The sequence below is a fragment of the Haloimpatiens lingqiaonensis genome (assembly GCF_901447495.1).
Classification (GTDB): domain Bacteria; phylum Bacillota; class Clostridia; order Clostridiales; family Clostridiaceae; genus Haloimpatiens; species Haloimpatiens lingqiaonensis.
The window spans coordinates 1-12,805 of the sequence record NZ_CABDWS010000079.1; the positions used below are offsets into that span (position 1 = coordinate 1).

Below are 12,805 nucleotides of genomic sequence, written 5' to 3' on the forward strand. Positions count from 1 at the left end.
AAGATGAACGACTTCATATTGTAAAAGATGCACTAGCTTTATTTAAGTGCCGTGAGGCAGATAAAGAATGGATAGTTAATAAAAAAAATAAAAATTATTTAAAGATAAAAGCTTGGGATGAAGATAATTTTGAAATGGCTGATTCAGAAATAAAAGTAAGGTTTATAAAGTTTATAGAAGAAATATATAATGGAGATAAAATGGAAATTAAAGAGTCATGGATTATAACGACGGATAAATTAACGTCGGTAGAAACTTTATGGGAAATAATGCATAAAAGGTGGGACATTGAAAATAATGCTTTTCATCAGTTAAAAACAGAATGGCATTTGAATCATTGTTTTCTTCATAGCCCTACGGGCATAGAAACAGTATTAATGTTTATAATAATAGCATTTAATCTAATGCAATTATATTTTTTTAGGTGTATAAGAAATTTTAGAAAGAAATATATGCTCCAAATAGATGTTATTGAAGATATAAGAGATGAAAGATTTATTATAGAAAATGGTTGGCATAACCCACTATTTGTAAAAACTTAATCAAATATAAAACTGGAAATTGATTTTAAAGATTTCTTGGGGTAGGGGATAGTGTAATTATTTTTGCGACCTAACGGTCTGCGGGCTTACCAGCCCTTTAAGTAAGTGTAAAAAGATACAATTCCAGTAAAAATAAAATTTTTACTGGAATTTAGGTGCTAAATCTCTGAAATTTTAAAAGTTTTATTGACAATAAATTTTTGATATACTATAATAGTAGGAAATTGAATTCTATATATTGTCTTAAAAAGCTGTGATTAGGAAGAGTACTATGCTTAAAACCTTAAAGAGAGTCGGGGAGGGTGGAAGCCTGACAGGTAGGAGTTTAGGAAAATCACCTATGAGCTGAAGGCCGAATTTTTTAAAGTAAGCTTATCCGTAATTCTGCGTTAAAGAATAGGGCAATCACTGGTGCAAAAGTATTTTGTTTTGTGCAAAGAGTGCTTGAAATATATATTAGCCATTAGGTGGTATAGCGAAGTTATGACTTCGTCCTATTGAGGACGGAGTCTTTTGTTATTTTTAAAGTAATTTATTATAACAGTGCAATATTTACCAAAATATCAGATGAACTTTATAGGGTTGGGAAACTTGTATGGTTAGATATATTCACCAAGAGATTGCTATTATTTATAAGTGGTGATAGTTTACACTAAAGTTCGAAACACTAAAGTTATAAATCTAAGGAATATTTATTATATAAAGGAAAGGAGTTTATACAATGTACAAAAAAGTAGATGCTTCTAGAAGTTTTACCGAAATGGAAAAAGACATATTAAAGCTTTGGGAAGAAAGAGATATAGTTAAGAAAAACTTTGATTTAAATGAAGATGGAGAGTATTTTACATTTTATGATGGTCCTCCAACAGCTAATGGAAAACCTCACGTAGGACACGTTTTAACAAGGGTTATGAAGGATTTAATCCCAAGATATAAAGTAATGAAGGGATATAAGGTTTTAAGAAAAGCTGGATGGGATACTCACGGACTTCCAGTAGAACTTGAAATAGAAAAGTCTCTAGGAATTTCAGGAAAAGATCAAATAGAATCTTACGGTGTTGAAAAATTCATAACACAATGTAAGGAAAGTGTATTTAAATACACAGATATGTGGAAGAAAATGTCTGAAGAAATGGGATATTGGGTTGATATGGATGATCCATATGTAACATACCATGATAATTATATAGAATCCGTTTGGTGGGCATTAAAACAAATGTGGGATAAAGATTTGTTATATAAAGGACACAAGGTACTTCCATACTGCCCAAGATGTGGAACAGGTCTTTCTTCTCATGAAGTTGCTCAAGGATATAAGGATGTTAAGGATTCAACAGCTATAGTTAAGTTTAAGGTAAAGGGAGAAGAAAACAAGTACATACTTGCTTGGACAACAACTCCTTGGACATTGCCATCTAATATGGCTTTAACTGTAAATAAGAAATATGATTACATAGAAGCTAAGGTTGGAGAAGAAGTATTTGTATTAGCTAAAGAATTAGCTCCAGTTGTATTAAAGGATATGGAGTATGAAATAGTTAAGGAATTTAAAGGAGAAGAGCTTCTAGGACTAGAATATGAGCAATTATTTAAGTTCCAAGCTCCAGTGGGAAAGGCTCATTACGTTATACATGGAGATTTTGTAACTTTATCTGATGGTACAGGAATAGTTCATACTGCTCCAGCTTATGGTGAAGATGATAGCATTGTATGTAAGGCTAACAACATACCTTTAATGAATTTAGTAGATGCAGAAGGTAAGTTTGTAGAATGTGTAACTCCATGGGCAGGAATGTTTGTTAAAAAGGCAGACCCTGAGATAATAGAGTATATGGCAGAGAATAATATGCTATTTAAAACTGAAAAATATACTCACTCATACCCACACTGCTGGAGATGTGATACACCACTTCTATACTATCCAAAGGATAGCTGGTTTGTAAGAATGACATCTCTTAGAGATAAGCTTTTAGAAAACAACAACAAGATAAATTGGTATCCAGACAATATTAGAACAGGAAGATTTGGAAAATTCCTTGAAAATGTTATTGACTGGGGTATATCAAGAGATAGATACTGGGGTACTCCACTTCCAATATGGGAATGTGAATGTGGCCACAGAGAATGTATAGGAAGTGTTGAGGAGCTAAAGAAAAAAGGAATAAATGTACCAGAAAATATAGAGCTTCACAAACCATATATAGATAATGTTCATTTAAAGTGTGAAAAATGTGGAAAGGAAATGAAGAGAACTGCAGAAGTTATAGACTGCTGGTTTGACTCAGGTTCAATGCCATTTGCACAACATCATTATCCATTTGAAAATAAAGAAGTATTTGAGCAGAACTTCCCAGCACAATTTATTTCAGAAGCGGTAGACCAAACAAGAGGATGGTTCTATACATTACTTGCTATATCTACTGGAATATTTGACACTAACCCATTTGAAAACTGCGTGGTATTAGGTCACGTACTTGATAAGCATGGAATTAAGATGTCAAAGCATAAGGGAAATGTAGTAGATCCATTTGATGTTATAGAAACTCAAGGAGCAGATGCTACAAGATGGCACTTCTACACAGCTAGTGCACCATGGCTTCCAACTAGATTCTCTAAGGATGATGTGGCAGAAGTTCAAAGAAAATTCTTAAGTACCTTCTGGAATGTATATTCATTCTATGTATTATACGCAGAGTTAGATGGTTTCAATCCTTTAGAGTACAAGAATTTTGTTTCAGTAAATGTAATGGATAAGTGGATAATGTCTAGACTTAACACATTAGTTAAAACAGTAGATGAGGATCTTGATAATTATAAAATAACTCAAGCAGCTCTTACTATAGAGGAATTTGTAGATGAACTTTCTAACTGGTATGTAAGAAGAAATAGAGCTAGATATTGGACTACAGATTTAACAGAGGACAAAATAGGAGCATATGTAACATTATATAGAGTTTTAGTTACTTTATCTAAAGTGGCATCACCATTTATACCATTTATAGCTGAAGAAATATATCAAAATCTAGTGGTTAATTTAGATAAAGAGGCTCCAGAAAGTATTCATTTATGTAAATGGCCAGAATACAATGTAGAGCTTGTAAATGAAGAGCTTGAAAGAGAAATGGATATAGCTTATAAGATAGTTAAGCTTGGAAGAAGTGCTAGAAATGGAGCTAACATAAAGAACAGACAGCCACTTTCTAAGATGCTTGTTTCTACGAAGACTCTTCCAGAGTACTATGGAGATATAGTTAAAGATGAGCTTAATATAAAAGAAATAGCCTTTGGCGCAGACTTATCAGAGTATGTTAATTTTGAAATAAAACCTAACCTACCTGTACTTGGTAAAAGCTATGGTAAGTTAATACCAAAAATAAGAAAAGCTCTAGGCGAAATGAATCAAATGAGTTTAGCTCAAACTGTTCAAAATGGCGGAGTAGTTAAGGCTGACGTTGAAGGAACAGAAATAGAGTTCAACAGCGAAAACTTACTTGTTACAATGCAAGGTCTTGAAGGATATGCTTTTGCTGGTGAAGGAGATCTAGGTGTAGTTTTAGATACTAATATAACTGAAGAGTTAAGAGAAGAAGGACACCTAAGAGAAATATTAAGTAAAATCCAAAATATGAGAAAAGACAGTGGTTTTGAAGTAGCAGACAAGATAAAACTTTATGTTGGCGGCAATGCTGACCTAGAAGCTGTAGTTAAGAAGTTTGAAGACTCTATAAAGAAAGAAACTCTTTCAGTAGAAGTTTTATACAATGCTGAAGCTGAATACACTGATATGAAGATCAACGGCGAAGACTTTAAAATGTCAATGCAGGTTGTAAAATAAATTACTAGTAGAGTCAAGTTTTCTAGTAAAATAATGAGGAAGCACCTATGGAGGTGCTTCTTTTTTTATTACAAAATATAGGCAAAGAAGCAAATACCACCACTTCCATAGTAAAATCAATAGATAATGGTGGAGAAAAGATATGTTACACCTATGATAACAATGGAAATATAGAAACTATAATTCAAAATAAAGGCACAGAAAAAGAAAAGACAATAAAATACTACTATGACGGTTTAAATCAAATTATAAGAGAAGATAATGGTATTTTAGGAAAAACTATAACTTACAGTTACGATAGAGGAGGAAATTTAACCAGTAAGAAAGAATATAATTATACAACAGCAGAATCACTAGGTAACTGTACAAAAGCGTACACCTACAATTACGGTGATTCTATCAGGAAAGACAAGCTAACAAATTTTGATGGAAAAGAAATAACCTATGATAACATAGGAAATCCATTAACTTATAACGGATACACCTTCACCTGGGAAAGAGGAAGAATGTTATCCTCCATAAAAGGTAATGGGAAAGACATAAAATTTAAATATAATGATCAAGGCATAAGAACAGAAAAAACAGTAAATGGAGTCACTACAAAATATCACCTAGTGGGCGGCAGTGTAACCTATGAAGATAATGGAAAAGACAAAATACACTACACTTACGACAGTTCAGGCAAACTTATAAGTATGAACCTAAACGGAGAAGAGTACTATTATGTAAGAAATGCTCAAGGTGACAGTATAGGATTAATAGACGCTCAAGGCGAAAAGGTTGTATCTTACACCTATGATTCCTGGGGAAAACTTATCTCCATAGAAGGAAGTTTAAAGGATACAGTAGGAGAGAAGAATCCTTATAGGTATAGAGGATATAGGTATGATAGTGAGACAGGACTATATTACCTGCAATCAAGATACTATAATCCAGAGTGGGGAAGATTTATAAATGCAGATGGGATTATAGGTGAAACGGGAGAATTATTAGGACATAATTTGTTTGCTTACAGCAAGAATAACTGTGCAAATATGAGTGACTATAGTGGATTTAGACCGGTATATACTTTAGGTGAAGAGACAGAGGCAATGAGAGCAGCGTCTTATGCGGTGATGAATAGGACAGTTAAGAATAGAGTTAGAATGAATAAATCTAGTAGTGGGCTACGCTATTCTGATGAGATTTCAGCGTTAAAAGATGGATATTTTGCTAGAAAAGTTTCAGGAAATATTCATACTGTAGTAAAAGGAACTAAGGCTCATACAGGTAGAATTAGAGTATGGGGAAAAGGAATGACAGATCAATATATATCAAAAGGTAGATATGTGCTAAATGAAACAAAAGGTTCTATTAAAGGAGCACTAAAAGTAAGTTCACTTATTTCAATAGCAATTAGTGGAGTAGATAATTATATGTCTGCAGGAGGTATTAATAAACAATTTTTTGTTGGATGGGCTGTTGATTCGGTAAGCGGTATTGGTATTGGAGTAGGGACAACTGCATTAGTGGCAGGAGGAGCTGCTTTAATGGGTATTACAGCTCCAACATGGGCTATAGCAGGTGCAGCAGGGGGGATAGCTTATGTTGCTACTAAAGGATTAAAAAATCCATTAAAAAGGCTAAAAAGTAAAATAGAATCTTTATTTTAATAATGAATCTTTATTTTATAATTAGGTAAATTCAAGAATAAGTATTGTACTAAAAATTTAAAAATATAGATGGAGGTATTTGGTTTGAGTATAAAGTACGATGAGAACATTAAAGAGTTAAGAAAATTTATGCTTTTTATTATAATTGGCATTTTAGTTTTAAATACAATACTAAATTATTCCATAATTGCAGATGGAAAAATATATAGTAGCATTGGAAAGTTTGTATTAATAATAACTATAATATGTTCTATAATTAGTATAATATTAGGAATGAATGATAATAAGCTATTACAAGTTATCTATTTAGGAGGATCACTTATAGGTAATTTTACGATATTATCCTTATATTTATTATCAATAAATTATTTAAAACCTGAGAGTGTATATTCAAGAATATTACTATTGTTAAATTTTCTTATTATAGAATTTGTTATATTTTTTAGAAGAATTATGATGAAAGATAGTAAATATATATTGGCTATCCAAAATTGCAAACATGATAGGTATGTTAAATGTGACATTGCAAGTGCTTTGATTATATCTGGAATAATTATTAGTATATCAAAAGCAATTGATATAAATCCGGTTAATTTTTTAAGTCAAAATTTTGATTTAATATTAGCAGGTATGGGAGGATTAACTGTAGCAATTATAGGGATTGTAGTAAATATTACTGCTATTGCTAATTATTTATATACTATAAAAAAGAGAATTTAGGATATAAATAAAAATTTTTTTATTGCTTAGATTAACAGAATTATATAATTATATAGCGAATGATAAAATATTGATTGTAAAGGCAGATATTAATTATAATAAAAAATCAATAGGTATTTAACAACTACTTATTGATTTTTTTATTCAATATAAAGGTGGCTACAGGATATAAAATTCAAATATAATGATCAATGCATAAGAACAGAAAAAATAGTAAATGATGTCACCACAAAATATCACCTAGTGGGCGGCAGTGTAACCTATGAAGATAATGGAATAGACAAAATACACTACACTTACGACAGTTCAGGCAAACTTATAAGCATGAACCTAAACGGAGCAGAATACTATTATGTAAGAAATGCTCAAGGTGACATTATAGGATTGATAAATGCCCAAGGCGAAAAGGTTGTATCTTACACCTATGATTCATGGGGAAAACTTATCTCCATAGAAGGAAGTTTAAAGGATACAGTAGGAGAGAAGAATCCTTATAGGTATAGAGGATATAGGTACGACAGTGAGACAGGGCTATACTATCTTCAAAATAGGTACTATAACCCGGAATGGGGTAGATTTATAAATGCAGATGGGATTATAGGTGAAACAGGAGAATTACTAGGACATAATTTGTTTGCTTACAGCAAGAATAACTGTGCAAATATGAGTGACTATAGTGGATTTAGACCGGTATATACTTTAGGTGAAGAGACAGAGGCAATGAGAGCAGCGTCTTATGCGGTGATGAATAGGACTAGAACTAGTAGAGCAAGCGGAATAGCAAATAGTTTTCATCCTTCAGTTTCTAATCTTGGAGCAACTATTTATGGAACAGCTACAAGTATAGTTGGAGATATTTCTAAAACAGTAAGAGGATATGTAGATAAAAACAGTATAGTTTCTATTCTTCCTAAGACTAGTATAGCTCAGAAAATACAACCCTATGCAAGAGCAGCAAACAAATTATCCAAGGCTTTTACAGTAATAACAACTGCTCTTGATATAAATAGTACATGGGATCCATCAGTAAAAATGCCCACATGGAAAAGAGTACTTAAAACAGGACTTCAAGTGGGTGGAGTAGTGGCATGTGCTTATGTAGGAGCACATATTTCAGGACCGCTTCTTGCAAAGGGTATGTTAGCGGGAGGATATAAAGTAGCTGGAGCTATAGTAGGTTCAACTGGTATAGATTATTTGGCAGGTAAAGCTATTGGTGCCACACAAAACTTTTTGTACAAGAAATTTGGAATGGAATAGGTGATTTTATGATTTATAAAAGTAAAAAGACAGCGGCGATCATTTACTTTTTTGTCTTAATTGGTTTTCTATATTTTTCTTATAATATTAATGAATTTAAGTGGAGAATATTCTGTTTAGTCTTTGGTGTTTGGGCATCAATTATGTATATATTTGCAGTGTTTGAATATTATAAGGTAGACGAAACAAAAATTATACATGTTTATAGACTTGGATTAAAAAAAGATGAAGTTTTGTGGAAAGATATATGTAGAGTATATGTATTTGGTACAGGCTTTTTTAAAGCAATAAGAATTGATTATGGTGTGTTTGGCGAGAATGATATGATTATAAATACAGAAATAAAAGGGTATAAAGAATTAATAAAAACAATACTCCATAACACTGAGGATAATCCAGATGTCTCTATAGACATAAGACTTGATGATTTTTTAAATAGTTAAGTTTTGGTAAGTAGCCTGAAGATAATTACTTTAGGCTACTTATACATATACATTTTAAAGTTTAAAATTTTAGCCCAATAAAGGCTTTTTTTATTGAATTAAAAATGATTTTTAGGATGAATGTAGAATTACATATAAAGGAATAAACTTAGTAATTGGTACCTATCGTTAACTTTATTTTTGATAAAAATCGAAGTATTACGGTAGGTAACCATAGGATAAAATTCAAATACAACGACCAAGGCATAAGAACAGAAAAAACAGTAAATGGCGTTACCACAAAATATCACCTAGTGGGTGGCAGTGTAACCTATGAAGATAATGGAAAAGACAAAATACACTACACTTACGACAGTTCAGGCAAACTTATAAGCATGAACCTAAACGGAGCAGAATACTATTATGTAAGAAATGCTCAGGGTGACATTATAGGATTAATAAATGCTCAAGGGGAAAAGGTTGTATCTTACACCTATGATTCATGGGGAGAACTTATCTCTATAGAGGGAAGTTTAAAGGATACAGTAGGAGAGAAAAATCCTTATAGGTATAGAGGATATAGGTATGACAGTGAGACTGGGCTGTATTATCTACAGAGTAGGTATTATAATCCAGAGTGGGGTAGGTTTATAAATGCGGATGGTATTTTTGGAGTAATAGGTGAATTATTGTCTAAGAATATGTTTGCATATTGTAGTAATAATCCTATAACTAGAAAAGATCCTTCCGGCTTTAGACATTTGAGGTTTGATTTTGAGGAGACAGATTATGTTGAATCAAGTGCAAGTGGTAATGGAGGGCTACCTTTATCTGATGAAATTTCAGCAGGAAAAGATGCATATTTTGCTAGAAATACTATAAATAGTGCTCATACTGTATCAAATGGAACTAAAGCACATATAGGTAAAATTAGGGCATGGGGTCAGGGTCTGGTGTAGCATATGGATTAACAAAGGCTACAAAACAACCACTAAATAGATTGAAAGAAAAGTGTGCATCTTAAAATTTAAAAGGAGATTTATGTTATGTTAAAAAATTGCAATGAAATGGAACAAAATGAGCTAAGGAAGTTTACTAATATAGTTTCTGTAGGTATACTAGTTGCTATTTTGTTAATAAATTTCTTAATTGTTATTGATAATATGGTATATAGTGAAGTTTCAAGAATATATTATAATCATAGTAACATTGGGAGCTAACGTTCAGAGCGTTAGCTCTTTTCTTGTGCGCCCAGCATGGGCGCAATCTAACGGGAGAGAGTCCCGAGCACGGGTTGATAGTGCCAAGTGCATAGCTTAAGACAAGGGTGTCCACCGTGAGGTGGGCTTAATTTACTTAAAGTATGGAATAAATGAAACAGCAAAATAGCATAATTCCTTAATTTCCGTTAATTAATAAAAGGAAGGATGTTGTAAATTCAATAAAATAGATTTAAAGTTGAAGGAAGAAAATGTTACTTTTTCGTTATTTTAACATATTGTGTAATGATTATAATTACTGTTTCTTGATTTATGGCAAATTATGGAGTATAATCGATATATAAGTTTATATTGTAAGATATAAAATTTTTTAAAACTTAAAGTAAATGGTTTAATAAACGAAAGGGGTGATAATTATATAGAGATAATATATGTTTAATCATAAAATAATATTGAGATGAGGGTAAATATATGAGCAAACAAAAAGGATTTTTTACCAATATTGTATGTGCTATGCTTATATCATCTTTACTTTTGACTGTTACTCTTACTGCTCAAGTAAATGCAAAACAATTAGATTTACAAAACAATTTGGAAATTATGTCAGTGGAAATCCCTAACGCATTAAATGATTTTGCTATAAAGAACTTTGTAAGACAAGTTCAAAGTATTTACAATGAAGCAAATAATTATGGCTTTAACAAAGATGAAGTAATCTATTTCTATTTAGGGGAACCATTTAATTGCTATACTTATGAAAATAATAATGTGGAAACAGGAGAAATTTTTTATTACCCTATTATGTTCAAAGACAGAGTCCGAGGAATATATGCAGTGGCAAAGACTCAAGATGGAAAATATTCTGCTACTTTAGAAAAGGGATTTGCTGATCAATTAGAAAAATTAAAAGAAAATAAACATAACAGTAGAATTAGAATTTTAGCAACCTCAAATTGTGTATATGCTATTAATTCTGAGGATTCAGTTATTTTGTCTAATAATAATGGAAAAGATGTTGAGCTATCATCTTCTGAAGTGAAAAAAATAAATGAAATAATTAATGATAAAAAATCAATAATAAATCTAGAAAAAACAGTTAGAATTTCAATAAATCCATTAAAGTTAAATGTAAAAAATACTAATAGTGATGTGATAATTAGAAGGGTTATTGCAGGTCCAGAAAATAAGTATTTAAATGTTAATATAGTGAGACAAAGCGGAGATACATGCTGGGCAGCTACTTGTGCAGCAATAATTAATTACAAAAAAAACAAATCTCTAAATGATATAGATGTTGCTAAATATATATATGGGTCAAATTGGAACAAAGGTGGAGGAATAAATGAAGAATTGAAAGCTTATCATAATTGGGGGTTGTATCCCACGTACTATTCTTCTGCTATATCTTATAGTAGGGCGGTAGACCAATTACAATCAGGAAGCCCTATAGACTGTGGTTTCTATGCATATAAAAATATAGTTCAAAATTATGGTCATGCTATGACTTGTAGAGGGTATGTTGAATATGAGAATGGTAATAAATACTTTAGCTTTATTGACCCTAATAAAAGTTCATATGTTTCTTTAACTGCTTATGATAATACAAATAATATTACTTATGTATTCAATGGTAAAACATGGTATTGGTGTGAGTCTTTATTAGGCTTTTAAATTTGTTAAGATAGTTAGTAAGTAATAAATATTTTTATAAAATATAATTTTTTGTAGGAGAATATATTATGAAAAAGAAACTTACTTTAATACTTATAATAGTTTTTATTGCTCTATTATTTCTATATATACTATATTTTAACTCTGAAACTGTAATGTATATTGGAAAGAGTAATACTGCTTTAAAAAATCATAAATATAAAATAAGCAGTGATGATTCAGAGATAGCATATATTATTAAATATAACTCGCCTATTACAAAATTTGAACACTATAAAATAAACAAAAATGAAAATCTTGATTTAGTTATATCAAAAGATACTGAATTTATAGTGTCATTATGTTCTAATATTACTAGACCGTATAAATGGGAAATAAATCAGGGGACAGATAGTAAAATATTGGAGTATAAAGGAAATAATTTTATAGAACCCTATGATTTTAAATTTACTTCTCAAAAAGGGTATTCAAATAAAAGACAAAACTTTAATTTTAAAGCTAAAGTTGCCGGCAATGAGAAGTTGGTATTTAAATATATGAATACTGATAATTCAGAGGTTGACAAAGAATTAACAATTAATATTGAAATTAAATAAGTGTCTATAAATATCTAAACTATAAAATATAACTATTTAAGCTAAAAAGCAATTTAGAAGTGATATTTTGGATAATGAAATTAAAGATATTCTCATTAAGTTATTAGAAGGTCAAACAAGGCTTGAAACTGAAATAAATGGAGTTAAAAACGATATAAAAAAGAATTCAATTAAACTTGAAGCCATAGAAAAAAAGATAGATATAATTACAGAAGTACAAACTTCACATAAAGAGTAAAATGAAAAATCATTTAAAAATACAGATTTAGTGATAGAAGAAAAAGCAAGTTTGATGGAAATATCAGTGAAAAGCGTCTCGAAAGATGTGAAGGAAATAAAAGAAAGTATAGAAGTATTAAAAGATATGACAGGAAGACATGAAGTAGATATTAATATATTAAAACGTAGACCAGTATAATTAAATAAAATCTATGCATAAAATAACCATTTTGCAAATAGTAAGATGGTTATTTTTTATTCATAAAATTAGATAAAACAGCGAAGGTAAGTTTACATCTCTTAGGAGATGGCAAGCTTACCTTTTGTGTTACAAAAGTGCTTGAATGATGGGAGAAGCCTCCCAAATCCTCTAAAAATTACTATGATTAAAAACATGGAAAGGAGCTTTGAAAAGTGAATAAGAATAAATTTATAACCCTTAGGGTAACGGAAGAGGAATATATAAAAATTAGAGAAAGAGCAGAAAAATCAAAAATAACTTTAAACAGATATATGGCTTTTTCAGCTTTAGATAAAAAAATTGGCTATTTAATATTTCTTGTGTAGAAAAACTTTACAAATAAAAAATGCATTTGCTATTATTGTAATGCAAACAACAATAATATCCCCAATAAAGGAGAAAGCAAATGCAAGATAATTATATCAAA

The 12,805-nt window shown here is 30.7% G+C and carries 13 protein-coding genes and 1 other annotated feature; all 13 genes read left to right on the plus strand.

The features are described from left to right. Positions 1-542, plus strand: a 542-nt coding sequence (locus FGK85_RS12730) for a transposase (protein ID WP_243122785.1), incomplete at its 5' end; no start/stop codon positions are given. Between the two features lie 244 nt (positions 543-786). Next, positions 787-1,042, plus strand: a binding site (T-box leader). Between the two features lie 221 nt (positions 1,043-1,263). Then, positions 1,264-4,377, plus strand: a complete 3,114-nt coding sequence (ileS, locus tag FGK85_RS12735) for an isoleucine--tRNA ligase (RefSeq protein WP_138207207.1) — start codon at positions 1,264-1,266, stop codon at positions 4,375-4,377. 47 nt (positions 4,378-4,424) lie between these two features. After that, entirely contained in the window at positions 4,425-6,029 is a 1,605-nt protein-coding gene (locus FGK85_RS12740; RefSeq protein WP_138207209.1) for an RHS repeat domain-containing protein, read from the plus strand. A gap of 84 nt (positions 6,030-6,113) precedes the next feature. After that, entirely contained in the window at positions 6,114-6,749 is a 636-nt protein-coding gene (locus FGK85_RS12745; protein WP_138207211.1) for a hypothetical protein, read from the plus strand. Between the two features lie 243 nt (positions 6,750-6,992). Beyond that, a complete protein-coding gene (locus tag FGK85_RS12750; RefSeq protein ID WP_243122880.1) occupies positions 6,993-8,009 on the plus strand; it encodes an RHS repeat-associated core domain-containing protein in 1,017 nt (338 codons plus the stop codon). 143 nt (positions 8,010-8,152) lie between these two features. Continuing rightward, positions 8,153-8,452: a hypothetical protein gene (locus FGK85_RS12755; protein WP_171011424.1), complete on the plus strand. Its 300-nt coding sequence runs from the start codon at positions 8,153-8,155 to the stop codon at positions 8,450-8,452. Between the two features lie 155 nt (positions 8,453-8,607). Further along, complete coding sequence (locus FGK85_RS12760) at positions 8,608-9,390, plus strand: RHS repeat-associated core domain-containing protein (RefSeq protein ID WP_243122881.1); 783 nt, start codon at positions 8,608-8,610, stop codon at positions 9,388-9,390. Between the two features lie 87 nt (positions 9,391-9,477). Further along, the gene (locus tag FGK85_RS15425; RefSeq protein ID WP_171011425.1) at positions 9,478-9,651 is read left to right on the plus strand and encodes a hypothetical protein; all 174 of its coding nucleotides are present in this window, start codon (positions 9,478-9,480) and stop codon (positions 9,649-9,651) included. A 471-nt stretch (positions 9,652-10,122) separates the two neighbouring features. Then, positions 10,123-11,322, plus strand: a complete 1,200-nt coding sequence (locus tag FGK85_RS12765) for a papain-like cysteine protease family protein (protein ID WP_138207215.1) — start codon at positions 10,123-10,125, stop codon at positions 11,320-11,322. 68 nt (positions 11,323-11,390) lie between these two features. Beyond that, positions 11,391-11,918 (plus strand): protease inhibitor I42 family protein, encoded by a 528-nt coding sequence (locus FGK85_RS12770; protein WP_138207217.1) that lies wholly within the window; start codon positions 11,391-11,393, stop codon positions 11,916-11,918. Positions 11,919-11,985: 67 nt separating this feature from the next. Continuing rightward, positions 11,986-12,156, plus strand: coding sequence for a hypothetical protein (locus FGK85_RS15430; protein WP_171011426.1), 171 nt, complete (start codon positions 11,986-11,988; stop codon positions 12,154-12,156). 51 nt (positions 12,157-12,207) lie between these two features. Next, positions 12,208-12,336 (plus strand): hypothetical protein, encoded by a 129-nt coding sequence (locus FGK85_RS15785; RefSeq protein ID WP_279232924.1) that lies wholly within the window; start codon positions 12,208-12,210, stop codon positions 12,334-12,336. Positions 12,337-12,551: 215 nt separating this feature from the next. After that, positions 12,552-12,704 (plus strand): plasmid mobilization protein, encoded by a 153-nt coding sequence (locus FGK85_RS15435; RefSeq protein ID WP_171011427.1) that lies wholly within the window; start codon positions 12,552-12,554, stop codon positions 12,702-12,704. The last annotated feature ends 101 nt before the right edge of the window (positions 12,705-12,805 follow it).